The sequence below is a fragment of the Ruegeria sp. CDSA020 genome, from assembly GCF_059612345.1.
Genome location: NZ_JBXWQK010000002.1, coordinates 97,903 through 123,380, shown reverse-complemented (window position 1 = coordinate 123,380; position 25,478 = coordinate 97,903). Strand labels below are relative to the sequence as shown.

Annotated in this window: 22 protein-coding genes and 1 tRNA gene; 9 read left to right on the top strand and 14 right to left on the bottom strand. The window is 57.3% G+C overall.

Annotated features, from left to right (window positions below; translation table 11 throughout):
- Window positions 1-20: 20 nt before the first annotated feature.
- Together AC2FJW_RS03555 and AC2FJW_RS03550 are read left to right on the top strand one after the other, a co-directional pair.
- Window positions 21-791, top strand: coding sequence for a hypothetical protein (locus AC2FJW_RS03555; protein WP_496749227.1), 771 nt, complete (start codon window positions 21-23; stop codon window positions 789-791).
- A gap of 188 nt (window positions 792-979) precedes the next feature.
- The gene (locus AC2FJW_RS03550) at window positions 980-1,249 is read left to right on the top strand and encodes a DUF1194 domain-containing protein (protein WP_496749226.1); all 270 of its coding nucleotides are present in this window, start codon (window positions 980-982) and stop codon (window positions 1,247-1,249) included.
- A gap of 209 nt (window positions 1,250-1,458) precedes the next feature.
- Here AC2FJW_RS03550 and AC2FJW_RS03545 read toward each other — a convergent pair.
- The 3 genes from AC2FJW_RS03545 to AC2FJW_RS03535 all read right to left on the bottom strand — a co-directional run bounded on the left by AC2FJW_RS03545 (window position 1,459) and on the right by AC2FJW_RS03535 (window position 2,438).
- Window positions 1,459-1,533, bottom strand: a tRNA-Gln gene (locus AC2FJW_RS03545).
- Between the two features lie 100 nt (window positions 1,534-1,633).
- Complete coding sequence (locus tag AC2FJW_RS03540) at window positions 1,634-1,852, bottom strand: hypothetical protein (RefSeq protein WP_496749225.1); 219 nt, start codon at window positions 1,850-1,852, stop codon at window positions 1,634-1,636.
- Between the two features lie 118 nt (window positions 1,853-1,970).
- Window positions 1,971-2,438 carry an SH3 domain-containing protein gene (locus AC2FJW_RS03535; protein ID WP_282022367.1) on the bottom strand — a complete coding sequence of 156 codons (468 nt, stop codon included), beginning with the start codon at window positions 2,436-2,438 and terminating at the stop codon, window positions 1,971-1,973.
- A 191-nt stretch (window positions 2,439-2,629) separates the two neighbouring features.
- Between AC2FJW_RS03535 and AC2FJW_RS03530 the strand changes: the two genes are divergently transcribed.
- The 5 genes from AC2FJW_RS03530 (at window position 2,630) to AC2FJW_RS03510 (ending at window position 10,994) form a co-directional block, all read left to right on the top strand.
- On the top strand, window positions 2,630-3,616 hold the full coding sequence (locus AC2FJW_RS03530) for a 2-hydroxyacid dehydrogenase (RefSeq protein WP_281973630.1): 987 nt from the start codon (window positions 2,630-2,632) through the stop codon (window positions 3,614-3,616).
- A 51-nt stretch (window positions 3,617-3,667) separates the two neighbouring features.
- Window positions 3,668-5,461 carry a gamma-glutamyltransferase gene (gene ggt, locus AC2FJW_RS03525; protein WP_496749224.1) on the top strand — a complete coding sequence of 598 codons (1,794 nt, stop codon included), beginning with the start codon at window positions 3,668-3,670 and terminating at the stop codon, window positions 5,459-5,461.
- A 27-nt stretch (window positions 5,462-5,488) separates the two neighbouring features.
- Window positions 5,489-6,901, top strand: a complete 1,413-nt coding sequence (locus AC2FJW_RS03520) for an FAD-binding oxidoreductase (protein ID WP_496749223.1) — start codon at window positions 5,489-5,491, stop codon at window positions 6,899-6,901.
- A 97-nt stretch (window positions 6,902-6,998) separates the two neighbouring features.
- Window positions 6,999-8,345, top strand: coding sequence for a hypothetical protein (locus AC2FJW_RS03515; RefSeq protein ID WP_496749222.1), 1,347 nt, complete (start codon window positions 6,999-7,001; stop codon window positions 8,343-8,345).
- A gap of 141 nt (window positions 8,346-8,486) precedes the next feature.
- A complete protein-coding gene (locus AC2FJW_RS03510; protein WP_496749221.1) occupies window positions 8,487-10,994 on the top strand; it encodes a GcvT family protein in 2,508 nt (835 codons plus the stop codon).
- Window positions 10,995-11,059: 65 nt separating this feature from the next.
- Here the strand turns inward: AC2FJW_RS03510 and AC2FJW_RS03505 are convergent, their stop codons facing one another.
- The 3 genes from AC2FJW_RS03505 to AC2FJW_RS03495 all read right to left on the bottom strand — a co-directional run bounded on the left by AC2FJW_RS03505 (window position 11,060) and on the right by AC2FJW_RS03495 (window position 13,181).
- On the bottom strand, window positions 11,060-11,395 hold the full coding sequence (locus AC2FJW_RS03505) for a carboxymuconolactone decarboxylase family protein (protein WP_142638962.1): 336 nt from the start codon (window positions 11,393-11,395) through the stop codon (window positions 11,060-11,062).
- A gap of 68 nt (window positions 11,396-11,463) precedes the next feature.
- Window positions 11,464-12,117, bottom strand: coding sequence for a DUF938 domain-containing protein (locus AC2FJW_RS03500; protein ID WP_496749220.1), 654 nt, complete (start codon window positions 12,115-12,117; stop codon window positions 11,464-11,466).
- Window positions 12,114-13,181: an NAD(P)/FAD-dependent oxidoreductase gene (locus AC2FJW_RS03495; protein ID WP_496749219.1), complete on the bottom strand. Its 1,068-nt coding sequence runs from the start codon at window positions 13,179-13,181 to the stop codon at window positions 12,114-12,116. Before AC2FJW_RS03495 ends, AC2FJW_RS03500 begins: the two co-directional genes overlap by 4 nt.
- A 145-nt stretch (window positions 13,182-13,326) precedes the next feature.
- Here AC2FJW_RS03495 and AC2FJW_RS03490 point away from each other — a divergent pair, with 145 nt between their 5' ends.
- Entirely contained in the window at window positions 13,327-13,731 is a 405-nt protein-coding gene (locus tag AC2FJW_RS03490) for a hypothetical protein (RefSeq protein ID WP_142638956.1), read from the top strand.
- 3 nt (window positions 13,732-13,734) lie between these two features.
- Complete coding sequence (locus tag AC2FJW_RS03485) at window positions 13,735-14,967, top strand: HlyD family secretion protein (protein ID WP_142638954.1); 1,233 nt, start codon at window positions 13,735-13,737, stop codon at window positions 14,965-14,967.
- A gap of 15 nt (window positions 14,968-14,982) precedes the next feature.
- On the opposite strand, the gene AC2FJW_RS03480 is transcribed toward AC2FJW_RS03485, so the two are convergent.
- The 8 genes from AC2FJW_RS03480 to xdhA all read right to left on the bottom strand — a co-directional run bounded on the left by AC2FJW_RS03480 (window position 14,983) and on the right by xdhA (window position 25,167).
- Complete coding sequence (locus AC2FJW_RS03480) at window positions 14,983-15,741, bottom strand: nuclear transport factor 2 family protein (RefSeq protein WP_496749218.1); 759 nt, start codon at window positions 15,739-15,741, stop codon at window positions 14,983-14,985.
- Window positions 15,742-15,886: 145 nt separating this feature from the next.
- Window positions 15,887-16,960 carry a BMP family ABC transporter substrate-binding protein gene (locus AC2FJW_RS03475; protein ID WP_281973637.1) on the bottom strand — a complete coding sequence of 358 codons (1,074 nt, stop codon included), beginning with the start codon at window positions 16,958-16,960 and terminating at the stop codon, window positions 15,887-15,889.
- Window positions 16,961-16,994: 34 nt separating this feature from the next.
- Window positions 16,995-17,915 (bottom strand): ABC transporter permease, encoded by a 921-nt coding sequence (locus AC2FJW_RS03470; protein WP_142638949.1) that lies wholly within the window; start codon window positions 17,913-17,915, stop codon window positions 16,995-16,997.
- Between the two features lie 2 nt (window positions 17,916-17,917).
- The gene (locus AC2FJW_RS03465; protein ID WP_142638948.1) at window positions 17,918-19,000 is read right to left on the bottom strand and encodes an ABC transporter permease; all 1,083 of its coding nucleotides are present in this window, start codon (window positions 18,998-19,000) and stop codon (window positions 17,918-17,920) included.
- 35 nt (window positions 19,001-19,035) lie between these two features.
- Window positions 19,036-20,553 carry an ABC transporter ATP-binding protein gene (locus AC2FJW_RS03460; protein ID WP_142638946.1) on the bottom strand — a complete coding sequence of 506 codons (1,518 nt, stop codon included), beginning with the start codon at window positions 20,551-20,553 and terminating at the stop codon, window positions 19,036-19,038.
- Window positions 20,550-21,485, bottom strand: a complete 936-nt coding sequence (gene xdhC / locus AC2FJW_RS03455; protein ID WP_496749217.1) for a xanthine dehydrogenase accessory protein XdhC — start codon at window positions 21,483-21,485, stop codon at window positions 20,550-20,552. The genes AC2FJW_RS03460 and xdhC overlap by 4 nt, the downstream gene beginning before the upstream one ends.
- Window positions 21,485-23,809: a xanthine dehydrogenase molybdopterin binding subunit gene (gene xdhB, locus AC2FJW_RS03450; protein WP_496749216.1), complete on the bottom strand. Its 2,325-nt coding sequence runs from the start codon at window positions 23,807-23,809 to the stop codon at window positions 21,485-21,487. Before xdhB ends, xdhC begins: the two co-directional genes overlap by 1 nt.
- Window positions 23,806-25,167 (bottom strand): xanthine dehydrogenase small subunit, encoded by a 1,362-nt coding sequence (gene xdhA, locus AC2FJW_RS03445; RefSeq protein ID WP_496749215.1) that lies wholly within the window; start codon window positions 25,165-25,167, stop codon window positions 23,806-23,808. The genes xdhB and xdhA overlap by 4 nt, the downstream gene beginning before the upstream one ends.
- Window positions 25,168-25,478: the final 311 nt, after the last annotated feature.

The window sequence follows — 25,478 nt, the reverse complement described above, 5'->3', positions numbered from 1 at the left end:
CAACACCATGGAGAGAGAAAATGAGTTTCAGACCGATTTCCATTGGAACGCTAATGATGGCAATGGCGACCACAGCATCGGCGGAGTGGTCGTTCAGTTCCGGGCCTAATCCCAATGCATTTATTCAGACCGGAAACATGACGCTGGAGCTTCAGTGTAACAGTATTCGCTTTGCTCCAGCTGGATATGAGGACAGCCAGGACATTGTGGAGAAGAAAGGGCTTTCCTTTCGTTTTTTGAAGAACGGAACCACCGAGGTTGGGGCATTTCAGGTTGGCGCTGAAAACGCTGCTTTGCAGATCGTTGACAATTATCCTGTCGAGATCAGTTTCAATAGTCAGCAGGACTATGGTTTTGTACTGGACCAGCTTGCGGCCAATGCATCGGTTAATTTGTCGATGATTGATCAAGATGTCAGCTATGGAATCTTCGACTTAAAAGGTTCCAGCGCCGCAATTCGGTCCCTTCGTTCTGAGTGCGCTTCGGATGCCAGCCAGGGAGCCTCCTATGAAGCACCCGAAGGCATCGTCTATTGTGGAGGCGGTGCGATAAAACGCGTGATCGAACCCATGATTTTGGAAAACCCGGAGGGGGAGTGGGACGCGCGAGTGGCGGTCAACGGCGAGTCGATCAGAGCCATGACGGCCTACAGTTACTTCGGAAACTCTGAGCCACCGGTCGGATTTGTCGTCGCCCTGCTAGGGGAAGACAGGTCCGAATTTCTGATTTTTAGGGAAGGCTCGGCAAACTGGCTGGAGTACGGGGACTACAGGTATGATCAATGCAATTGATGCCACCTTCCAACCAGCTTCCCAAACAGTGCGCCAGTTGAAAGGTTTGGTTTCCGCGATTGTGCTTGCTTCGGGCCTTGTTTGGACCTCACCAGCTGTCGCGGCTGATGTTTCGCAACTTCTGCCCGGTTTTGCGGGCCCGTGAGGCAGTATTGTCGAAGTCGATTATTATAAATGGGTAACCGTTGATGACCCGCGAAGGTATGGGGAGTCAGCGGCACTTCGACGATCTTGACGTCTACTACCAGAACTGTGTGACAGGCGGACCTGGTTCATTCGTAGTCCCGGCGCTTGACTGGCAGGGCTTTGCGGAGGGAGTACGAAGAAAATTGGTACTGGAAATTGGGTCAGCGCCAGCAATAGGAGAGGTTATGAAGGCGCAACTTACCTCACCCTCAAACTGCCTGATTAGCGAGAAGATCTGGGAACGGAACCAACATATCTGGAGCGAACCCTAGAATCGGCCTTTGCATCAACCAGCCGCGGCTCGATACAAAAAGTCAGCAGCAACATTCTAAGGAAAACTAGTATTCCCTGCTTCTAATAGAAACGCACAGATGACGGTGAATCTTCGACACGGTGTGAGTAGACAAACTTATTGGCATCGATTTGCACGAACCGAGCGAAATTTGCACGCTTATGGTTAATTAGCAATAAGAGAATATCATGGCTGGGGTGGTAGGATTCGAACCTACGATACACAGTACCAAAAACTGCTGCCTTACCACTTGGCTACACCCCAACGGTGAGGCGCTATCTACGATTGTTGTTGGTAGGGTTCAAGAGCTTTCAGGCAAAAAATTAGGCCAGTTATAAAAAAAATTCAGAGCATCTTTCACGGGTCATGTTAGCAGCACCTCTTCCTGCCCGAAGGTGTTGAACATGGTTTGACGGCAACGGCTGTGAATTGGCTCTTCCGCCAATGAAGCATGACTCTGCGGATAGATGTTGAACGGCTGGGCCGGGCGAGGATTCGTCTGGCAGGCGGACAGGAAGCAGGTTTTCGATTGGTTTAACGAGGGCGAGTGGCAGTCGCGAATGTGGTCTTTCTGGCGCTGCACCCCTTTGTTGCGCCTCCTGCTTACGTAGGGCGGCCCAATGCCGAAGCAGATAACAAGAATAAGCAAGTTCGAGAGTGGCGGATCGGGAACTTCATTGCCGGTTGCTCTGAGATCAGCGCTACTCGCGAATCTCTGAGGGGTCGACGCCCCAAAGGTTGGATTTTAGGGCCCAGCCACGATAGCCACCTGCAGAGATGCGACACCACTCGATCGTGCAGGTTCCAAGCCGCGCGACAACGCCGGTTTCAAACCGCGCACTGACCTGCGAGTTTGGGTCCGGGTTGGAATAGACCGGCAGCAAGTCGGATTCGATCAGTACTGTGCGCACGCCAGACAACAAGGCGTAATGGACCCAACCCCCTGCGCCATCGCGGTCCTGAACCTTTCTCCAGTTGCCATATTCCGCCGTCACCTGCAAAGGCATCCCACGCCGTTTGAACACCCAGTCGATTCGATGCGAAAGGGATGGTCCTCTGCGCACGTTTCCCTCGGCCGCTTTCATGGAAACATACCGTGGCAAAGGCAGATTCGTGACTTGGCCGCGCTTATCCTGTGCGCTGGCCACCAAGGGACCAAGCACAAGCATAATTACTGAAAAAAGCGCCAGAATCCGGCGATTTACTGGTAGGAGAACACTCACTGACAGTCTGCTCTTATGCCTGTTAATTTTGCTTCGAAAAAAGGTTGGATCAATGCCCAGGGGTTCTTGTGCCCCGCCTTATCCTGCGCCACGATGCCATGACGCGCGAAAGTTTGCAAAGCAGTGGGAGTACACAGGTGCCTAGAGAACGTCTGAGTGTTGTCGTTACGCGACGGTTGCCCGAGGCTGTTGAAACCCGATTGAGCGAGCTGTTCGATGTCCGGTTGCGTGCGGACGACGCACCCATGACCCGAGAAGAGCTTGTAGCGGCCGTACAAGAAGCGGATGTACTTGTACCAACGGTTACAGACTCGATTGATGGCGGGTTGCTGGGGCGGGCGGGTGAAAGGCTGCGACTGATCGCTAACTATGGGGCAGGGGTTGACAATATCGATGTCGCAACCGCCCGTCAGCGTGGCATCCTTGTGTCGAATACGCCCGGTGTGCTGACCGACGATACTGCGGATATGACCATGGCGCTGATATTGGCCGTGACCCGCCGCATCCCCGAGGGGCTGTCCGTCATGCAAAAAGGGGACTGGCAAGGATGGTCACCCAACGCGTTGCTGGGTGGGCGGATCGGTGGGCGGCGTCTTGGCATTTTGGGGATGGGCCGGATTGGTCAGGCGGTCGCCCGTCGTGCCAGTGCCTTCGGAATGCAGATACATTACCACAACCGTCGTAGGTTGAGACCGGAGACAGAGCAAGAGCTTGAGGCGACCTATTGGGAAAGCCTTGATCAGATGGTCGCACGGATGGATGTGATCTCGGTCAACTGCCCGTCTACGCCTTCGACTTTTCACCTGATGAATGCCCGGCGGCTAAAGCTGATGAAGCCCAGTGCAGTGCTCGTCAATACGTCACGTGGCGAAGTGGTCGATGAAAACGCGCTAACCCGCCAAATCCGGTCAGGCGATATCGCAGGTGCAGGTCTTGACGTTTATGAACACGGAACGAAGGTGAACCCTCGCCTACGGCAGTTGCCGAACGTGGTTCTGTTGCCGCATATGGGATCTGCCACGCTTGAGGGGCGGATCGAAATGGGCGAAAAAGTTATCATAAATATCAAGACATTCGAAGACGGCCACCGACCACCGGACCAAGTTGTTCCTTCCATGTTATAGTACTTGGCTTGGTGGCCGGACGATACAAAGTCAATTTTTCAGGAGGATACTATGAAACGAAGTCTGATTTCGGGATTGCTTTTGGCAACCATGACCTTTGCCGGGCCGTTGGCCTCTCAGGAAGCTGCGGATGCGGTTGCACCCGAGGGTGGTACTGACGGGCAGGTTCAGGGCCTGACCGCAGAAGTCATAGCCTCACTCGAAGCGAAATTGGCCGGTGAACCCGTGACGTCGCAGAACTGGATGGTGGCCGCGGCCAACCCTCTGGCGGTTGAGGCCGGGGCCAAGGTGCTGCGGGCAGGCGGTTCGGCGGCTGATGCGATGGTTGCCGTGCAGGTTGTACTTGGTTTGGTCGAGCCGCAATCCTCAGGCCTTGGTGGTGGTGCATTTCTGGTCTGGTATGATGCGGCCTCTGGCAAGCTGACAACACTGGACGGACGTGAATCCGCCCCGCTTGAGGCTACCCATCGTCTGTTTCAGGACGAGAATGGCGAACCGCTGAAATTCTTTGATGCGGTTGTCGGGGGACTTTCCGTCGGCACACCCGGCACCCCGGCTTTGTTGGAAGAGGCGCATCGCCGCTGGGGCCGCAGCCCGTGGCCCGGCCTGTTTTCTGACGGCATTAATTTGGCTGATGAGGGTTTTTTGGTTTCCCCTCGATTGGCCAGCCTTGCTGAGAATGACGCGGAACGCCTGTCTCGATTTGCCGAGACAGCCGCGTATTTCCTGCCGAATGGACAGCCGCTTGCACAGGGGCAGCGGTTGACGAACCCGGCCTATGCGGAAACGCTGCGCATCATGGCTGCGGAAGGATCAGCTGGATTCTACGGAGGAGAGATTGCCGCCGGGATCGTCAGCGCGGTTCGCAACGCGCCTGGGAATCCGGGCGTGCTGTCTGGTACAGATCTGGCGCTTTATCAGGTCATCGAACGTGACCCCGTCTGCGCCACCTACCGCGTTTATGAAGTCTGCGGAATGGGCCCGCCATCCTCAGGGGCGCTGACGGTCGGGCAGATTCTGGGCATGTTGAACGCCTATGATCTGGCAGCGTCAGGCCCCGAAGATATCAGATCCTGGCGGCTGATCGGGGATGCTTCGCGTTTGGCTTTTGCCGACCGTGGGCGCTATATGGCTGACCATGATTTTGTCCCGATGCCGACACAGGGGCTGGTCGATCCTGCCTATTTGTCCGAACGGGGCGCGTTGCTGAGCGGTGAGGCCGCATTGATCGACGCCGGTCCGGGGAATCCCGAATTTGACCACGCCTCGAACTGGGCGGATGATATCTCGCTGGAACTTCCGTCGACCTCGCATATTTCGATCGTGGACCAGTATGGCAATGTGCTGTCCATGACCACGACGATCGAAAACGGCTTTGGATCCCGGCTGATGGCCAACGGGTTCTTGCTGAACAATGAGCTGACAGATTTCTCGTTCAAAACCCACAGTGATGGCGTTCCGATTGCCAACCGTCTGGAACCGGGCAAGCGTCCGCGCTCATCTATGAGTCCGACCATTGTGATGCAGGACGGTGCACCGGTTCTGGCCATCGGATCGCCGGGCGGAAGCCGGATTATCGGCTATGTTGCCAAGTCGATCATCGCCTGGGCAGATTGGGATATGGATGTACAACAGGCCTTGGCACTGCCGCATCTGGTCAATCGTTTCGGCACGTTCGACGTGGAACAGGGCACCGGGGCCGAAGGGCTTTCGGATGCGTTGACCGAACTTGGCTATGAGGTCAACGCGCGTGATCTGACATCAGGTCTTCATGCCATCGAGATCGGGGACATGCTGACAGGCGGTGCCGATCCGCGACGTGAGGGCATTGCGCTGGGCGAATAGTCTAGCGGCCAGTCAGAAAGGGAAAGCATGGTGCAGGCAAAGTCGCTTCGGCGAAACGAGGCGGGGATTGAAACGGTCGTCGGCATTCTGAAACAGCAATTCGGCGACCGTTTGCAAACGGGTCAGGCGATCCGCGAGCAGCACGGGCATACGACCACGTGGATCGAAAACCAGCCCCCTGATGCGGTGGTGTTTCCGCGTTCGACCCAGGAAGTCTCGGAAATCGTCAAGGCCTGCGCCACGCATAAGGTCCCTGTGATTGCCTTTGGCACCGGAACCTCGCTGGAAGGGCATGTGAACGCGCCAGCCGGTGGCATTTCGGTCGATCTGTCTCAGATGAACAAGGTACTGGCCGTTCATTCCGATGATTTGGATTGTGTCGTGCAACCAGGTGTAACGCGAGAGGAGCTGAATACTCATCTGCGTGATCAGGGTCTGTTCTTTCCGATTGATCCCGGTGCGAACGCCTCGCTGGGCGGTATGGCGGCGACCCGTGCTTCGGGAACCAATGCGGTGCGCTATGGCACGATGAAGGACAATATCCTTAGCCTTGAGGCCGTGATGCCGGACGGGCAAATCATCCGAACCGGGCAGCGGGCCAGAAAGTCGTCGGCCGGGTATGACTTGACCCGCCTGATGGTGGGCGCAGAGGGCACGCTGGGCATCATCACAGAACTCACTCTGCGTCTGCAAGGCATCCCCGAAGCGATCACCTCGGCGCGTTGTGTTTTTCCTTCTGTCGACGCGGCATGTCAGGCTGTAATGATGACGATCCAGTACGGCGTTCCCGTGGCCCGGATCGAGTTGTTGGACGAGGTGTCGGTGAAGGCCGCAAACGCCTATTCGGGACTGGCCTTACCGGAAACCCCGCTTTTGCTGTTGGAGTTTCATGGATCAACTGGTGGTGCGGTCGAGCAGGCTGAGACATTTGGTCAGATCGCCGAAGAGTTCGGCGGCACAGATTTCGCGGCCACTTCGACAACCGAAGAACGCAACAAACTCTGGCAGGCACGCCATGATATGTATTGGGCCAGCTTGCAGTTGCGCCCCGGTGCGCGGGGCATATCAACCGATGTTTGCGTACCGATCTCGCGACTGGCAGAATGCGTGACTGCGACCCGGAACAAGGCCAAGGAACTTGGGCTTTTGGCGCCGATTGTCGGGCATGTAGGGGACGGTAATTTTCACACCTTGCTGTTGATCGACATGGAAAACGCCGACGAAGTGGCCAAAGCGGACGGGTTTGTTGGGTGGTTGAATGACCTTGCGATCGAGATGGAGGGAACCTGTACCGGGGAACATGGGATCGGGCAAGGAAAGCGGTCATATCTGGCCAAGGAGCTAGGGGCAGCGCTGACCTTTATGGAGGCGGTGAAAAAGGCGCTTGATCCCGACAATATCATGAACCCTGGAAAAATATTTCCGGCTCGGGACGGGTAAAAACCGCGCGGATTATTCCGTATCTAGGCCACAAGGATGCCTCAATTTTCAAAGATTCTGCGCGAAATAAGCAGTGAATGAATATTGAGGTAATTTGATGGACGCGTTGCGGCTGATCGGGTTTGCGCTGATTGTTGGATTGGTTGTCGCCGGGCTGGATTACTACCAGCAGGATAAGAAACACGAAAGTAGGCTGTCGGCAAACGGCTATGTGGAAACGCTCAAAACGCGGTTCGCCCTTTATCATGAAGAACTGGATGCCGAAGCGGCAGAACGCGACCGCCAGAAGCGTTGGCGCGCAGGGGGCAAGCCCTATATGCCGGTCCCGGATTCAGAGCTTTCGCGTCGGGCAATAATGGACAGTGACTTCACGCTCGATGCGCGTGAAGGGGGGGGCTTGAAATCAGTCAGCGAGGCAGCGCGCCCGCTTGCCAGTAAGGTGGCCGTTCAAAAAGCTGAAATACAGGCCAAAAAACTGGATAAGGCAAGCTGGGTTTATGAAAAGGCTGGTCACACTTACTGGATTGAGATCAAACTGCGGCAGGAAGCTTCCGCGGATTCACTTGCAGGCAATATCGCAAGATCGATCGACTCGATGGATTTCGGTGCCAGCAACTATGCTCCGTTCGGTGTGATCGGGGGCGTTGCCTATTTTCAGTTCGTCGAAGCTGAGTACAGCCCGATCCATCTCGATGTCCGTAAAGTCTGGTCGATGATCACTGCCAAAGTGACGGACCTGACAGAGCCGGTTGGGTTCCAGATCTATACGGGCACCCTGGGTCTGGGTGAGGAAATACGTGTTGAGATGTACACGGATGCCCCGGAGCAGGATGTGCGCATATTCCTCAGCCAGCTTGACTATGATGGGATGAACGCGTTGCTTAGCCGGCCGGTGCCTGGTGTAGGAAACGAGGCGGTTACCGACCCGGATGGCGGCATTGAGCGCGCCTTGCAAATGGCCGAAGTCCGGGCCGAGTTCACCCGGCTGCGCAGCGAGATTGCTCAGTTGCGGATCGAAAACATCAACGGGTTGGCCTTGCTTGCCAATACAATGGCGGCACAACACGGGTTGCCATCTGATGCTTTCGATCTGACGGCAAACAATATCCAATCCCCGGATGATTTGATCCAGATCGGGTATCGCAAAGGGTTGGCTGGTCTGGAAATTGAAAACGCAGATGCGGATGGATCTGGCGGCAGTGTTTTTGGGCGACTTTTCGGGAAGCTAACGGGTGGGTCGGAAGAAAAAGAGGTCGAACCGAAAAGCTCGAGCGGTTTGTTCGGCGGCCTGAAGTCGTTTTTTAAAGGTTCAGAAACTGCCGATGCTTCTGGGAAACGTGTGAACGAAGCATCCGAGATTCGTGTGAACAAGGGTGGCGCAGGGTCTTCGGGCAAATGCGCCTTCAAAGATGCGCGCAAGACCTGCTCGCTGTCTGGCGGCTGAGAAAGTTCAAAACTTTTAGGAAAAACGACCCCCAGATGTCTGAGGGTCGTTTTTTTTATATCACTGGTCGGATGAATGTCGCGCGGTGGGCGCTGATTGCGCCATATGGTGGCAACAGATTCCAAGGGGAGACACCCGGCTATGAAAACCCAAGTCAAAGCACTGGTCGTTGGCGGCGGCGCCGTCGGCACTTCGATTGCCTATCATCTGGCCAAGGCAGGCTGGGACGATGTCATGCTAATTGAGCGGGACGAACTGACATCAGGTTCGACCTGGCATGCGGCGGGTTTGCTGCCGCTGTTCAACATGTCCTATGCGACCACGCATATCCACAAATACTCGGTCGATTTCTACAAGCAGCTTGAAGATGAGACCGGCCTGAACGCGGGTTTCGCCGTGGTTGGCAACCTGCGCATGGCGCAGACCCAGGAGCGCATGGACGAATACATGCTGTACGCGTCCACCGCCGAAACCTGTGACGTTGCCTATGAATGGCTGACTCCGGACCAGATTAAGGAACGCTGGCCGCTGATCGAGACCTCGGACCTGAAGGGCGCGATCTATCACACCGAGGACGGCTATATTAACCCAGCAGACGTGACACAGGCGATGGCCAAGGGTGCGCGTCAACGCGGTGTTGAGATCGTTCGCAAGCTGCAGGCCGATGCCTTCCATTGGACCGGCACCCATTGGGAAGTCACCTGCACCAAGATGGTCGAGAAGGGCGGCAACCTTGTTGAAAGCGACGAGCAGGTTGTGATCACCGCCGAACATGTCGTGACCGCATCAGGCAACCACGCACAGCGCACCGCCAAGATGCTGGGTATCAAGATGCCTGCGATCCCGGTCGAACACACCTTTATCGTCATGGACAAAGACCCCGAGTTGGTCAAATGGCGCGAGGCGGGCAACCCGGAACACCCTGTTGTGCGTGATGCCGACAACGAATCCTATGCCCGCGAAGAACGCGGTGGCTGGATTTTGGGTATCTATGAACATGGCGCGCCTGCGCGGTTTGAACATGGCGTGCCCGATAGTTTCCGCGCAGACTTATTCCCGCTCGATCTGGACCGGATTGCGGATCAGTACATGGCGATGGCCGAACGTGTGCCGTCCTGTGCTGAATCCGGTCTGAAAGACGATTTCAACGGCCCGATCTGCTACACCCCCGACGGTAACCCGCTGGTTGGACCCGCGCCGGGTCTGCGCAATATGTGGCTGGCCGAGGGCTTCAGCTTTGGTATCACCGCTGCGGGTGGCACCGGTTATTATCTGGCCCAGATGATGGTCGATGGAGAAGCCGAGATCGACATGGCCTCGCTGGACCCCAAACGCTATAGCAGCAACTGGATGACCACCGAGTTCGCGGCGCGCAAGAACGAAGAGTGCTATGAGCACGTCTATATCCTGCACCACCCCGATGAAGAACGTGCTGCCTGCCGCCCGCTGCGGACTGTTCCGGCCTATGACCGTCAGAAAGCGCGTGGCGCACAGTTTGGCTGGGTTAACGGCTGGGAGCGCCCGAACTATTTCGGTCCGCTGGATGCACCCGAAAACTTCGACCATGATGCCCGCTCGTTCCGCCGCGGTGGCTGGTGGCAGCATGCCGTTGACGAAGCAAAGGCGATCCGCGAAGGCGTTGGCCTGATCGACGCATCGGCCTTCACAAAGCATGTCGTCAAAGGCCCCGGTGCGACCCAGTTCCTGGATTGGTTCACCTGCAACAAGCTGCCCAAGGTCGGTCGTATCAACCTGACCTACGCGCTGACCTCGCACGGTACCACCCGCACCGAATACACCATCGTCCGTAACGGCGAGAACAACTATTACATCGTTTCCGCCGGTGCCTGGACCGAGTATGACGCCGACTTCCTGCGCAAGGCGGCCGAGGACAAGATGGAGGAGTTCGGTTACATCGAGATCCAGGACGTGACCACCCAATGGGGCGTCTTCGCCATCGCCGGACCCAAATCGCGGGACGTTCTGAAAGAGGTCATCAAAGAGGCCGATCCGGAAACCGCACTGTCCAACAAGCGATTCCCATGGCTGTCAGCCCGACAGATCGAACTGGGCATGTGCCCGGTCAACGCGATCCGCGTGGCCTATACCGGTGAGCTGGGTTGGGAACTGCACCACCCGATTGAAATGCAGAACTACCTATTCGACCTGCTGGAAAAAGCGGGTGAGAAGCATGGCATGAAGCTGGTCGGCGCACGCGCCCAGAACTGGCTGCGTCAGGAGAAATCCTATCGCGCCTTCGGCACCGAACTGGGCCGCGACGCGACCCCGCTGGAAGCCGACCTGCCGCGCTTTGTCGATCTGTCCAAGGACTTCTATGGCAAGGCCAAGCTGGAAGAGACTGGCGTACGCGTGAAATGCTGCACCCTGCTGATTGACGGACCGGAGGATGCCGATCCGTGGGGCCGTGAAGTGCTGTATACGCCGGAAGGTGAACGCGTCGGTCGTCTGACCTCGGGCGGTTATTCGGTGGCGTTCGAGAAATCCATCGGCATGGGCTATGTGAAGCCCGATCTGGCGGTGGAAGGCACCAAGCTGAAGGTCAAGCTTCAGGACAAATTGTGGGATGCGGTCGTCACCTGCGACAGCCCCTATGATCCGAAAAACGAAACCATCCGCAAGAACGGCTGATCTGGATAAGAACGGCGGCACCTTTTTGGTGCCGCCTTCTAATGCCCGCAGCACGCGGGCTTTTTTCATGCACTCAGCTCGTCGAAGCAGTCCAGCGCCTTAGAGGCGTACATCATCGACGGCCCGCCCCCCATCTGAACCGCCATGGACAGAACGTCCGAAACCTCGTCACGTGACGCGCCGGCTTTGATCAAAGCTTCGGTGTGCAGCATGATACAGGGTTCGCATCGGTCCGCTATGGATATGCCAAGAGCGATGAATTCTTTGGTCTTGTAGTCTAGCGTTCCGCCTTGCTTGACCGCCGCGCCAAGCGCACCGAAGGCGCGGGCGGTATCAGGGATTGCGCCGTTCAAATTGCGAAGACCTTTTCGCGTGTCGTTGATCTTTTCCTGCCAGGGCATGCTACATTCCATTTAACATCGTATGTTTGGAATATGTTTAGTTGGCCTCGGTCGGGCTTTGATCTGGATCAGGTGTCAGATTTTTCCACGATGAAGGCCAGGTTATTTGCAGGCATCTCCGCGACTTCCAGGATTTTCAGGTCGTGATTGGTCAAAAGCTCAGAAACGTCTCCGTCGTTTTTATATCCGATTTCAGCATCCTGCTGGACCAGAGCTGTATGAAATCGTTGATCCCCCGCGCTGGTCAGGCGATTGTTGCGCATGAAGGGACCATAGAGGATCAACCGGCCATTCGCGTTCAGTGCTTGAGCTGCCTCGCCGACAAGCGTTTCCACTTCGGCCCAGCTGATCAGGTGCAAGAGATTGATCAGAACGATCAGATCCCTGCCGCCAAACGGCTGATGCCAACCCTCGATAGTTGCATCCAGAGCTTCTGCTTTAGACACATTTGGCAGGCCCGCGGTGTAGGCATTGATGCTGGCCTGCCGTTCGGATTCAACCTCACTGGGTTGCCAATGCATGCCGGGGCGGCATTCGGCAAAGGCTGCGATGTGCTGACCGGTGCCACTTGCCAGTTCCAGCGCTTGTCCGGTCAAAGGGGCGAACTGGTCCAGAAGGTCGCACAAAGCCCTGACGTTACGGCTGGCTGCCGGAGCGACCAACTGACCGTTCTCTCCTACAGTCGCGACGCTGGCGTTGGAGGGTAACGGGCGCTTGTTCATCTGTGCAACCTGTCTGGTCTCAGAGAGGCGATGGTCGCCGTGTCCAGACTTGATTGGTTGCCGACTGTCAGATCCGCTACCAGTTGGGATGCAGCAGGGGCCGTCTGAAACCCGTAACCACCCTGACCGGCAGACCAGATAAACGTAGGATCGGTCGGATCGGGCCCCAAAACCAGGCTGCCATCCGGTGCGAAACTGCGCAAGCCCGCCCAGTTGGTTTCGACCCGTGTCACAGGCTCGGTGACCATTGCCTCGTACCGGGCCAAGCCCTCGGCCAGAACCATGTCATCGGCATATGCATCATGGGCGGCGGTCGGATCGGCATCGGCAGGTGAGACCAGCAATTTGCCCGCGTCGGGTTTAGCATACCAGCTTTCGCCCGCACCCAACATCATGGGCCAGGCGCGCAAGTCATGCCCGCCGGGGGCCGGGATACGGGCCATTGAGCGGCGGCGCGGCTGGATACCAATCGGGGCGATACCGGCCATCGCCGCGATTTCGTCAACCCAGGCGCCGGCTGCATTGACGATGTGTCGTGCCTCAAAGCTCTCGGTGGCCTCGACGATCCAGTGCCTATGTTTGCGAATTGCCGTGACGCTTTGCCGGGTCAGAACGGATCCACCATTCCCACGGATCGTCCGGGCGAAATCCTGCATCATGCGGTCGGTATCTATATCTTGTTCACTGTCGCTGTGCGCCGCGAACCCGACGGTTTCGGGGTTCAGGATCGGGATAAGGGATTGAGCCGCGTCAAAGGAAATCTGTCGGCCGCCAAGTTGATCGGCATCCCGGTGAAACACATCGTGTTGGTCTTTCCCGCCGATCAGAACCCAGCCGCGTGGCGACAGATAGTCATTCGTCTCAAAATGCGCTGCGCTGGCAAGGTTGAGGGCAATAACAGCAGGCGGACCATAGGCGGGTGCAAACATAGCCGCGGACCGGCCTGATGCGTGATAGCCCAGCGCCTCTTCGCCTTCGAGCACGGTGACCTGGCCGCGCTCTGACAACCGCGCGCCCGCGCTAAGCCCGGCAATACCGCCGCCGATAATCAGGAAATCTATCATGTCGCCCCTTTGCTGGCCGCAGTCGTGATTTTCTGACGTCGAATGCGCCCTGCACGACCGTAGAATTCTAATTGAGACTTTAAGCAGGGTTGAATTTGCGCATCAACCCATCCAAAGAAGTGGAAAGCATTTAGAGGAGGGCAGGGTGAGCACAGCAGATTTACACCCATTGGCCACGGGGCACATTCCGTCTTACGTGACCCAGGCGGATGGCAGCGATTTTCTTTTGACAGTCATGTTCATTTTCACGGTTGTGGTGATCATCCTGATCGGCGTTGGCTATTTCACCCTGCATTCGATCCCCGAAAAGCTCGCGCATGAATCCAACCACCCGCAGTTTCAGCTTGTGGGAATTCTTGCGCTGCTGGCTTTGTTCACTCATAACGGATTGTTCTGGATTGCAGCCATTCTGGTCGCCGGATTCCAGTTTCCCGACATAGGTGCGCCCTTGCGTGCCATTGCCGATGCGATCCGATCTTTGGCGCCGCAACCGCCTGCTGATCCCGATCCCGTTCCATCCCCCGAACCCGTCGCGCAGCAGGAGCAATAGGACATGCTTGAAACACTGATGTGCGCGCTGGTCACAGTGCTGCCCGATTATCTGTTCCGCCGCTTTGTGCAGGGAAAACGCATCGGGCATGAGATAACCCTGTTCACCATGTGGTACGAGCTGCGCTGGGGTCTGACAACCTGTGCCATTATGGCGCTGACCGTGATCACCACTCTGTTCTATTTTCACCCAGCCAGCAAAACTGCGGCCTCGTATTTCCGCACGGTGACGATCCTGCCGCAACTGGGTGGGCGAGTGTCCGAGGTCTATGTCTCCAACAATCAACAGGTTGTTGCTGGGCAGCCAATCTTCCGGATCGAGGACTTCACTCAGACTGCAATGGTTGAGGCAGCGCATGCGCAGATCGCGCAAGTTCAGGCATCACTGAAAGTCGCGGAGACCGATCTGGCCGAGGCCGCCGCCGGGATCGCAGGCGCAAAAGCGGCGCTGGATCAGGCGCTAGAGGACTTGCAACGCAATACGACCCTGCGGGACGAAGGGTCAAGCGCCGTCCGCCTGGCCGAGATTGACCGGCTGGAAAACCTTGTCGCTGAACGAGAGGCCAAGCTGGTTGCGGCTGAATCGCAACGCGCTGCCGTCGTACAGCAAATCGAAGAGCTGATCCCGGCCCAACTGGCCAGCGCCAATGCGAACCTGGATGCTGCTTTGACCGAGCTGGACAAGACTGTGATCAACGCGGGTGTGACGGGGAGGATCGAACAGTTCGGCTTGCAGGTTGGCGATTACGTCAGTCCTCTGCTACGTCCAGCAGGTATTCTTGTGCCGTCAAATTCCGGGCATGACCGCTTTCAGGCTGCGTTCAATCAGATGTCGGCGCAGGTTATCAAACCCGGCATGGTCGGAGAGCTGGGCTGCATGACCAAGCCGTTCACGGTTATTCCGGTTGTGGTGGTCGAAGTTCAGGATGTGATCCCATCGGGACAAATTCGCCCGTCAGACGAGCTTAGAGACGTGCAGTCCAACAAGGTGCCGGGCTCGATCCTGGTCTATTTTGAACCGCTTTATAAGGGCATGGCGGATGATATCCCGCCCGGCAGCAACTGTCTGGCGAATGTCTACACCGATAACCACGAGCGGCTGGAGCATGAAGATTTGGGTTTTTGGCACTCTGCTTTCCTGCATGTGGTTGACACGATCGGAGTGGTTCATGCGGCGGGTCTGCGCCTGCGTTTGATCCTGATGCCGGTGAACACGCTGGTTCTGACTGGGCATTAACGGCTCTTACGTAGATCAGAATTTGCCGTTGTCATTCTTCCACTCGCTACGGGGCGCTATGGTTTCCATAGTGCCCCAATGCTCGACGATCACTCCGTCTGCGACCCGAAACAGATCATAAAAGCTGGTATGTTTTCCGTGACTGGCACCTTCGCTCATGCACAGGACGAAATTCCCTTCTGCCAGCACACGATGGACGCGGTGATACTGAACGATCAACTCCGCGTCTGATCTAGCTTCAAGCACCATGCGATAGGCGTCGATGCCGTCAACGCCATCGGGATCGTGTTGTATCAGGTTCGCATCAACAAACGCCTTCATCCGCTCGGTTTGCCGGTCTATCAGGACTGTTTGCGAGAAGTTGCCGACCAATTCCCGGTTCTGTTCGGTTCTGTCAATATCCGTGATTTCAGTTGGCCCATCAAGCATGCCGCGTCCCGAAGCGTTTGGGCCGCGCAGGAGCTGAATGTTATCCCAGTGCTCAACAGCTTTGCTGTCTTCAAACCGAAAGACCTCGAACGCGGCCTTAACTTCGGCAAAATCATATTCGTTATGGGCAAAAGCGAATTCGCCATCTTCAAAAACGCGAACAAATTTAACCTTGGGATTTGTTTTCGACAGGCGGGCAAACAACGTGGCCAGCCCCTCGCTGCCTTCATGGGTCTGGGGATTGTGCTGGATGTATTTTTCTTCGTTGACGACGGCTGCGGCCTCGGCATCCCCGGTTTCGATACCTTTCAACAGTTTCTGCAGCAATTCGCGTTTTGAATTCATCTGGTCCTCGTTGATCGGTAGAGCCGCGGATCAATGTGCTTGGCGCTGGTTTCGGGCTATCGAAGATCAAGAGTGGCATAAAACAGGTGGCAAAATCAAAAAAGGCCCGCACATGGCGGGCCTTTCTGCGTTATCCTGTGCCGCCTTACTGCGGAATCTCACCTTCCAAGCCTTCTACATAGAAGTTCATGCCGGCCAGTGTACCGTCGTCTGCGGTCTCGCCTTCGGCCAGCCAGTCACTACCGTCCTGCTTTTTCAGCGGTCCGGTGAAGGGGTGGTATTCACCCGCGGCCATGGCCGCTTTCAGCGCCAGTGCCTCTTCTTTGACGTCAGCGGGAACCGCGTCCGAGATTTCGCCGATTGCTACCATGCCTTCGCGGATGCCATCCCATGTATTGGCGCTTTCCCATGTGCCATCCATGACGGCCTGGGTCCGTGCAATATAGTAAGGTGCCCAGTCATCGATGATCGACGAGACGCGCGGGTACGGAGCGTATTCGCTCATGTCCGAGGCCTGGCCGAAAGTGATGACGTTGCCCGCCTCTTGCGCAGCTGCTTGCGGTGCGGTCGAGTCGGTGTGCTGCAGGATCACGTCCGCGCCCTGTTCGATCAGAACAGTGGCGGCATCTGCTTCTTTCGCCGGATCGAACCAAGTGTAGGCCCAGATGATCTTGAACTCGACATCCGGGTTGACCTTCTTGGCGTGGATATAGGCCGAGTTGATTCCGCGGACCACTTCGGGGATCGGATAGGACCCGATATAGCCAACAATGTTCGACTTGGTCATCTTGCCCGCGATATGGCCCTGTACCGCACGACCTTCATAGAAACGTGCCGAATAAACCGAAACGTTGTCGGCTGTTTTATAGCCGGTCGCGTGTTCGAACTTCACGTTCGGGAATTTCTTGGCCACGTTGATGGTCGGATCCATGTATCCGAACGAGGTGGTAAAGATCAGGTCTGCACCTTCCAGCGCCATCTGGGTCATCACCCGCTCTGCATCCGGGCCTTCGGGCACGGATTCAACAAACACGGTTTCGACTTTGTCGCCGAACTCTTCCTCAACCGCCAGACGGCCCTTGTTATGTTCATAGGTCCAGCCGCCGTCGCCCACCGGGCCGACAAATACAAAGCCGACCTTGGTTTTGTCTTCGGCTATGGCAGTAGTTGCCAAACCCAGCGCCATGGCAGCGCTTGCCAGAAATGTGGTAATTTTCATGTGTTACTCCCCAAGTTGGTTCAGTTGTCCCCGTCTAATGCGAGGCATGGAATATCCGGCCGAGTGAGGCAGGTGCGCTGCTTTTGTCGGCGGAAAGGATCACAAGCACAAGGATCGTGATGATGTAGGGCGACATTGCCAGATACTCGACCGGGATGGCAACGCCCGCTGCCTGCAAATTCAGCTGCAACACGGTGATACCGCCGAACAAATAGGCACCCAGCAGGGCGCGCCATGGCTTCCAACTGGCGAAGACGACCAAGGCCAAGGCGATCCAGCCGACACCGGCTGTCATGCCCTCGGTCCACTGTGGCACCCGGATCAAGCTGATATAGGCCCCACCCAACCCGGCACAGGCACCGCCGAACAGGATCGCCATGATGCGGATCTTGATCACTTTATAGCCAAGCGCATGCGCCGCATCGTGGTTTTCACCTACCGCGCGCAGGATCAGTCCGACGCGAGTGTATTTAAGCGTAGCCCAGACAGCCGCTGTCAAAGCGATGCCGACATAAAGGATCGGGTCATGCTGAAACAGGATCGGGCCGATCACCGGAATATCGCTGATCACCGGGATATGGATATCGCCCATGCTGGGGGGTTTGACACCCACATAGCTTTGACCGAGCAGGGCGCTGAACCCTAAACCAAACAGAGTAAGCGCCAGGCCACTGGCAACCTGATTGGCCAGCGCCACCTGCGTCAGCAGCACAAACAGCAGGGACAGTACTGCACCGCCTATGGCCGCGGCGACAAAGCCCAGCCAGGGCGACCCAGTCTCGACCGAGATCGCAAAACCGCTGATCGCGCCAACGATCATCATGCCCTCTACGCCAAGATTCAGAACTCCTGCTTTTTCTACGACCAATTCACCGATCGCGGCCAGAAGCAGGGGGGTTGCAGCCACCATAAGTGACGCGACCAGAAGTACGGGATTAATCTCACCAAGGTCCATGATTACGCCACCTCGCTACGGGCCGCACGGATGCGGTAGTTGGTCAAAAGGTCGAAGGCCAGCAGGAAGAACAGCAGCATCCCCTGGAATACTTGAATAGCCGCGGCAGGAAGACCCATTTGGGACTGCGCAATTTCACCACCGATATAGGTCAACGCCATTAGGCCACCGGCTAGCAGGATGCCCACCGGATGCAGTCGCCCCAGAAAGGCCACGATGATCGCGGTAAAGCCATAGCCAACGTTAAAGTCGATGCTGACAACACCCGAGGGGCCCGAGACTTCGAACATCCCCGCCAGCCCGGCCAGTGCGCCTGACAGGCCAAGACAGAACAGGATCAGTCGTGCTGGGTTTACCCCGGCGAATTTGGCTGCGCGCGGGGCCTCACCCGTCAGGCGGATGTGAAAGCCCAGCATGTGCCGGTTCAGCAGGATATAGGAAAAGATCACGGCTATCAGTGCGGTCACAACGCCCCAATGCATCCCCGATCCTGCGATCAGCTCGGCATTATGCGCACTCTCATAGGATTGCAGATTGCGTGAACCCGGAAAACCGAACCCTTCGGGGTTTTTCAGCAGTCCCAGCGAGACCGAGGCCATCATCTGCTCAGCCACATAGACCAGCATCAGCGAGACCAGAATTTCATTGGTGCCAAAGCGCACCTTCAGAAAGGCCGGAATAGAGGCCCAGAGCCAACCGCCAAGCGCACCTGCCATCACCATGATCGGAAAGACATACCAGGCATCCAGCGGGTAAAAGGCCAGCCCGGCCCCCGCGCCAAAGATGGCGCCCATGATATACTGACCCTCGGCGCCGATGTTCCAGATACCGGCGCGGAAGCCTAACGACAGGCCAATCGCAATCAGCACCAACGGCGCGCCCTTCACCAGCAGCTGCGGGCGGTAATAAAAGGCGAATTCACCGAACAGAGGCTCCCAGAAAATGGTGCCGATGGCCTGAACCGGGTTTTTACCCAGGACGGCAAACAATATGCCGCCAAACAGCATCGTCGCCAGTACCGCCACAAGCGGGGTCGCATAAGACCACGCCTTGGACGGCTGTGGCCGTTTCTCCAATACAATCATCTGCTCACACCCCCGTCGTCATATTTTGTTTTGCATCAGACATGGGCTACCTCCATGCCATGTGCACCGCCCATCATCAGGCCGATCTCATCCACGGTCAGACCCGTGGTTGTGCGTGGCGCGCTGAGCCTGCCTTCGTTCAGGGCGGCAAAGCTGTCCGAGATTTCCATCAATTCGTCCAGATCCTGGCTGATGCAGACCACCGCCGTGCCCTTGGCGGCAAGGTCCAGAATGGCCTGTCGGATCGACGCAGCGGCAGCGGCGTCCACCCCCCATGTGGGTTGGTTCACGACCAGCACATCGGGGTTCTGCAACACTTCGCGTCCGATCACGAATTTCTGTAGGTTGCCGCCTGACAATGACCGGGCCGCATTCTCGGGCCCCGGCGTGCGCACATCAAAGGCGCTGATGATCTTTTCAGCAAAGCTCTTGGTATCTGCCCATTTCAAGAACCCGTTGCTTTCCAACCCTTCGCGGACCGATCCGGTCAGCAGGGCGTTTTCGGTCAGGCTCATGTCTGGGGCGGCTGCATGTCCCAACCGCTCTTCGGGGGCGGTCAGTACGCCCAGCTTGCGCCGTGCGGTTGGGCCCAGTTTGCCAATCGGCTGGCCATCGAATTTGATCGCATCGGCAGCTGTCTGGATTTCGCCAGACAGGACACCCAGCAGTTCGTCCTGTCCGTTGCCGGCAACACCGCCAATTCCCAGCACTTCGCCCTTGCGAACTGTCATGTGGACATTCTTCAGCGCGGTGCCGAATTCAGACGGTGAGGGCACGGAAAGCCCGCTGACATCCAGCGCGACCTCGCCGAACTCGCGGCCTCCGCGCTCAGGTGTTTGCAGGGTTGAACCGACCATCAACTCGGCCATCTCCCGGGCCGAGGTTTCAGACGGAACGCATTCGCCCACATTCTTGCCCAGACGCAAGATCGTAGCGTGGTCGCATAGGGTGCGGATTTCTTCAAGCTTGTGCGAGATATACAGGATCGATGTGCCTTCAGACCGCAATTTATTCAGCGTTTCGAAAAGGATATCGACTTCTTGCGGAGTCAGAACACTGGTCGGTTCATCCATGATCAAAAGCTTTGGATCCTGCAGAAGGCAGCGAATGATCTCAACCCGTTGGCGTTCCCCCGCAGACAGGTCACCGACTGTACGAAAGGGGTCCAGCGGTAGGCCGTAGGTTTCCGAAACTTCCCGAATGCGCGAGGCCAGGTCGCCCATTGGTGGCGGGTTCTCCATCCCCAATGCGATGTTCTCGGCCACGTTCAGCGCGTCGAACAGCGAAAAATGCTGAAATACCATCGCGATTCCGTCAGCACGCGCGGCACGCGGCTCGGGCGGAGCAAAGGGTTGGCCACGCAACAGCATGGTGCCGCTGTCGGGCTTCACCAAGCCATAGATCATTTTGACCAGCGTGGATTTTCCCGCGCCGTTTTCGCCCAACAGGGCATGAACTTCGCCCTCACCGATGTCAAAGGACACCTGATCATTGGCCACGACGCCGGGATAGGCTTTGGTCAGTCCTTGCAAACTTAGCAATGGAGTGGTCACGCGCTCAGATCCTTCTTCAAATTGTTTTGCCCGATCGGGCGCAGCAGTTGTGCTGCGACGCCCACGGCAATCATCTGCGGGTGCTTGCCCAGGCCCGGGTCGCCAATCGGGCAGGTGATCCGGCTGATCCGCTCGGGCGAGTGCCCCAGCGCCGCCAGCCGAGACCGGAACCGCGCCCATTTCGTAGCCGAGCCGATCAGCCCCGCAAAGCGGAAATCGTGCGAAAGCAGACGGTTGCACAATTCCAAGTCCAGATTGTGTGAATAAGTCAGCACCAGATGTTCAGCATCACGCGGCGCATGCCGAACCAGTTCCGCTGGTTTCGCGGCAGGGACGGCGGTGACTCCGTTCGGTACGGTTTCCGGAAACCGCTTGGATCCTGTATCGACCCAAGTGATTGCGAGATCGGGCAGCGGTGACAGGACATCCACCAAGGCGCGACCGACGTGACCCGCGCCCCAGACCCACAGTGCACGCGCTGGTTTGTGGACCGGCTCGACCATCCAGCCTTCGATCAGCTGTGCCTCTGGTGCAATCCCCTGTCCGCGGGCTTCGGTCAACAGGCGTTTGACCGACAGTGGCATGTCCTGGCCCGATGTTGGGCGCGCGATGATGCTGTCGTCCAGATCGTTGATGTTGTTGCGGTCATAGACCTCGCTTAGCAAGGAAACAGCACCACCGCAGCACTGGCCCATGTCGGGGCCAAGCGCGTGATGGGTCAGGCGCGATTGGGCGGTTTGTATCCGCGCCGCTTCGGCTGCCTGAAACTCAAGTGTGCCGCCGCCGATCGTGCCGGATTGCCCGTCCTCCCAGACCAGCATTGCGGCACCAACCTCACGTGGGGACGAGCCCTTGATCCCGGCGATGACTACCCGGATCACGCGCCCATGGGTATTGACCGCCTCCCTCAAAGTCTCAAGGTCAAATCCCATCAGTCGTCCCCCTTCATCCTTTGGACACCATGCCAGACTTCTTCTGCCGTGGCGGGGGCATCCAATGCGGGGTAGCTGTTTCCGCAGGCCGCCACCGCATTCGACAGTGCCAGCCAGGCGGATATCCCAAGCATGAATGGAGGTTCGCCTACTGCTTTCGAGCGATAGATCGTGTCCTCACGGTTTTCAGCCTCCCAAAGCGCAACGTTGAAGATGTCGGGGCGGTCGGAACAAGCTGGGATCTTGTAGGTCGATGGCGCATGGGTGCGCAGATTGCCTGTGCCATCCCAGACGAGTTCTTCGGTCGTCAACCAACCCGCGCCCTGCACATAGCCACCTTCGACCTGACCGATATCCAGCGCAGGGTTCAGCGACGCGCCCGCGTCATGCAGGATATCCGTGCGCAAGATGCGGTTCTCACCGGTTAGTGTGTCCACGGCAACTTCGGTGATCGAGGCGCCATAGGCGAAGTAGAAAAACGGACGACCTTGGCCTTTGATCCGGTCCCATTCGATCTTGGGTGTCTTATAGAAGCCGGTGGCCGAAAGGCTGATGCGGCCCTGATAGGTCAGCGCAGCCGCTTCGGCAAAGGTATAGCGTTCCTCACCAACCGATACATGACCATCCCGGAAGCTGACAGCCGACGGGTCGGCCTGATGTCGCTCGGCCAGATACTCTGCCATCCGGTCGCGGATCGTGTCACAGGCGGCTTTCACCGCCATGCCGTTGAGATCGCTTCCCGAGGATGCCGCCGTTGCCGAGGTGTTCGGCACTTTGGCCGTGTCTGTGGCGGTGATTTTCACCATCTCTAGCGGAATACCAAAGCGTGAGGCGGCAACCTGGGCCACTTTTTGAAACAGGCCCTGGCCCATCTCGGTACCGCCATGGTTCAGGTGCACGGACCCGTCCTGGTACACATGCACCAGCGCGCCGGCCTGATTCAGATGGGTCAGGGTGAAGGAAATGCCGAACTTGACCGGAGAGAAGGCGATGCCCTTTTTGATCACGCTGTTCTCGGCATTCCATTTCTGAATTGCTACCTTGCGCGCGGCATAGTCGCTGGAATTCAACAAGGCTTCGGTCATGCCGTGAAGTTCGAAATCTTCGACTTCCATGCCATAAGGGGTGGTGTTTGGCGTATCGCCGCCACTGCGATCAGGGGCATGGTCATCGGTACCCGCCGGGGCAGCGTAGTAGTTCCTGCGGCGCAGCTCGACCGGGTCCAGACCCAGCTCATGCGCGGCGTGGTCCATGACGCGTTCGATTCCAACCATACCCTGAGGGCCTCCAAACCCCCGATAGGCGGTGGCAGATTGGGTGTTGGTTTTCAGTCGGTGACTTTCGATCCGCGCATTGGGCAGCAGATACGCATTGTCGGAATGCAGCATCGCCCGGTCCGCGACGGGCAGCGACAGGTCTTGTGCCCATCCGCATATGGCGTGGTGCAGAAAGGATACCCCCTGAATATGCCCATCCTGATCGAACCCGGCCCTATAGCCAATGCGAAAGGCATGCCGCTTACCGGTGATGATCATGTCGTCATCGCGGTCATAGCGCATCTTGCAGGCTGTGCCGGTTGCCCGCGCAGCCACTGCGCAGGAAACAGCCAGTGCGTTGCCCTGGCTTTCCTTGCCCCCGAACCCGCCGCCCATGCGCCGGGTTTCAACGCGCACAGCATGCATGGGAACGCCCAGAGCCTCTGCCACTTTGTGCTGAATCTCAGTCGGGTGCTGGGTCGAGCTGTGGACCAGCATATCAGCACCCTCATTCGGCATCGCCAGTGCAGCCTGACCTTCCAGATAGAAATGCTCTTGCCCGCCAAGCTCAAAACTGCCTTCGATCACATGCGCCGCGCCTGCAATGGCGGCGTCTGCATCACCTTTGGTGTAGATGCGCGGGCCGTCCTCGAACCGACTGTCGGCGGCCAGCGCCTCTTCAATCGTCAGAATTGGTGTTTCTTCAGTATAGTCGATCTTGCCCAGTCGTGCAGCTTTGCGCGCGGCCAGATGGCTGGTGGCGACAACCAGAAACACGGGCTGCCCGATATAGTGGACAGAGCCGTCCGACAACAAAGGTTCATCGTGAATGGACGGTGAGACATCATTCGCAAAGGGCAGGTCTTCGGCGGTCATCACCATGACGACACCGTCAGCGGTCTTGACTGCAGACAGGTCAATCGCGGCGATTGTGCCCTTGGCGATGGGGCTGAGACCAAAGGCCAGATGCAACGTGCCTTTTGGTGTTGGGATATCGTCCACATAGCGGGCCGAACCGGAGACATGCAGCGGCGCGGCGTCATGAGGCAGTGGTTTTGTCACGCTCATGCCGACACCTCCAGCACATTGGTTACCTGGCCCTGATCTTCAAGGAAATAACGCTCCAGCATCGCTTTCGCCGTCTCAAGGCGGTAATGAGCCGAGGCGCGCATATCTGACATTGGCGCGTAATCCTCGGCAAACATCGTCAGAGCGGATTGAACGGTAGCAGCTGTCCATGGCTTGCCGGTCAACGAAGCTTCGACTTGAGTGGCGCGTTTCGGTACACCCGCCATTCCGCCAAATGCGATGCGCGCCTGAGTGACGGTACCTTCTGCAACGGTAATGTTGAAACACCCACAAACGGCCGAGATATCCTGATCAAACCGCTTGCTGAGCTTGTAGCATTTCAACCGATCCGCCTGGCGCGGGAAGCTTACGGCTTCGACGAATTCTCCGGGTACGCGATCCTGTTTTCCATAGTCGATGAAGAACTCTTCCAAGGGCAGCGTTCGCCTTGTGTCGCCTTTGCGCAGGTGCAGGCTGGCGCCCAGGGCAATCAGTGCAGGCGGGTTGTCACCGATTGGTGACCCATTGGCGATATTACCGCCTACGGTTGCGGCGTGCCGCACCTGTACGCTGGCATAGCGGCGGATCATTTCAGCATAAGAGGGGTGCAGATCCCCCAGCGCTTCGCCCATGCGGTTCATATCGACCATGGCACCAAGGTGAATTTCATCGTCTGTAACCGTGATCTGTTTCAGATCATCGCAACCGTTCATGAAGATTACTGTTTTCAGGTCGCGCAACTGTTTGGTCACCCAAAGGCCCACATCAGTCGCGCCTGCGACCAGGGTGGCCTCGGGGTGGTCGGCATAAATGGCGGCAAGCTCGTCCGAGGACCGCGGCAGCATAGGAGACGCGGCGGGTGCTGCGTCAGGCTTGTCCTTGATCCAGACGGGAACTGGGTGCTTTTCGGCGGCTTTGGCGGCACGGATAATCGGCGCATAGCCCGTACAGCGGCACAGGTTCCCGGCCAGCTGTGTGTCGTGATCGGTTGCACCATTCGCATGTCCGGCCACCATCGACATTACAAAGCCGGGGGTGCAAAAGCCACATTGCGACCCGTGCAGATCAACCATTGCCTGCTGAACCGGGTGGGCCTGCCCATCCGGGCTTCTGGCGCCTTCGACGGTGCGCACCGCTTTGCCGTGGAGCTGAGGCAGGAACAGAATGCAGGAGTTCAGAGCTTTGGCTCCTCCCTGATCCGTCACCATGACAGTGCAGGCACCGCAATCACCTTCGTTGCAGCCCTCTTTGGTGCCGGTCAGAGAGCGATCCTCGCGCAGCCAATCCAACAAGGTGACTGTCGGATCGACATTCGCCAACTCCACTGTCTCTCCGTTCAGAAGAAACGTGATATCCATTCGTGAAACCCGTCGCGTTACCGAATTGCGCCTCTGAATGCTCTCCTTCGATGCGACGTAGAAAGAGTGCGGGCGGATAGCTTGCCACTAGATGTTAGAAACAGCGCAGCCAATCTGGCAAGAAAAACCGCGCTTCTGATGTATCATTTCATTGGTCCGATCCTTGTGTTTCATATGGTTTCGATGTTCATCATCTTGAAACTAAAAGGTTTTGTAGCATGTTTCACCCTCAGAGTCCGAAGCACCTTATGGATTTCCCGAACAATCAACGCCTGTTTTTTTGGCAATCCGAACCTACGGTTCAGGCTTTT

What these genes read in the sequence shown, in the direction of transcription:
- ggt (WP_496749224.1), top strand. Translation starts at nt 3,668, where the DNA reads ATGAAACGAAGTCTGATTTCGGGATTGCTTTTGGCAACCATGACCTTT.
- xdhC (WP_496749217.1), bottom strand. Translation starts at nt 21,485, where the DNA reads ATGGGATTTGACCTTGAGACTTTGAGGGAGGCGGTCAATACCCATGGG.
- AC2FJW_RS03555 (WP_496749227.1), top strand. Translation starts at nt 21, where the DNA reads ATGAGTTTCAGACCGATTTCCATTGGAACGCTAATGATGGCAATGGCG.
- AC2FJW_RS03470 (WP_142638949.1), bottom strand. Translation starts at nt 17,915, where the DNA reads ATGGACCTTGGTGAGATTAATCCCGTACTTCTGGTCGCGTCACTTATG.
- AC2FJW_RS03520 (WP_496749223.1), top strand. Translation starts at nt 5,489, where the DNA reads ATGGTGCAGGCAAAGTCGCTTCGGCGAAACGAGGCGGGGATTGAAACG.
- AC2FJW_RS03465 (WP_142638948.1), bottom strand. Translation starts at nt 19,000, where the DNA reads ATGATTGTATTGGAGAAACGGCCACAGCCGTCCAAGGCGTGGTCTTAT.
- xdhA (WP_496749215.1), bottom strand. Translation starts at nt 25,167, where the DNA reads ATGGATATCACGTTTCTTCTGAACGGAGAGACAGTGGAGTTGGCGAAT.
- AC2FJW_RS03480 (WP_496749218.1), bottom strand. Translation starts at nt 15,741, where the DNA reads ATGAATTCAAAACGCGAATTGCTGCAGAAACTGTTGAAAGGTATCGAA.
- AC2FJW_RS03495 (WP_496749219.1), bottom strand. Translation starts at nt 13,181, where the DNA reads ATGATAGATTTCCTGATTATCGGCGGCGGTATTGCCGGGCTTAGCGCG.
- AC2FJW_RS03505 (WP_142638962.1), bottom strand. Translation starts at nt 11,395, where the DNA reads ATGCCCTGGCAGGAAAAGATCAACGACACGCGAAAAGGTCTTCGCAAT.
- xdhB (WP_496749216.1), bottom strand. Translation starts at nt 23,809, where the DNA reads ATGAGCGTGACAAAACCACTGCCTCATGACGCCGCGCCGCTGCATGTC.
- AC2FJW_RS03475 (WP_281973637.1), bottom strand. Translation starts at nt 16,960, where the DNA reads ATGAAAATTACCACATTTCTGGCAAGCGCTGCCATGGCGCTGGGTTTG.
- AC2FJW_RS03485 (WP_142638954.1), top strand. Translation starts at nt 13,735, where the DNA reads ATGCTTGAAACACTGATGTGCGCGCTGGTCACAGTGCTGCCCGATTAT.
- AC2FJW_RS03500 (WP_496749220.1), bottom strand. Translation starts at nt 12,117, where the DNA reads ATGAACAAGCGCCCGTTACCCTCCAACGCCAGCGTCGCGACTGTAGGA.
- AC2FJW_RS03515 (WP_496749222.1), top strand. Translation starts at nt 6,999, where the DNA reads ATGGACGCGTTGCGGCTGATCGGGTTTGCGCTGATTGTTGGATTGGTT.
- AC2FJW_RS03535 (WP_282022367.1), bottom strand. Translation starts at nt 2,438, where the DNA reads ATGCTTGTGCTTGGTCCCTTGGTGGCCAGCGCACAGGATAAGCGCGGC.
- AC2FJW_RS03550 (WP_496749226.1), top strand. Translation starts at nt 980, where the DNA reads ATGACCCGCGAAGGTATGGGGAGTCAGCGGCACTTCGACGATCTTGAC.
- AC2FJW_RS03510 (WP_496749221.1), top strand. Translation starts at nt 8,487, where the DNA reads ATGAAAACCCAAGTCAAAGCACTGGTCGTTGGCGGCGGCGCCGTCGGC.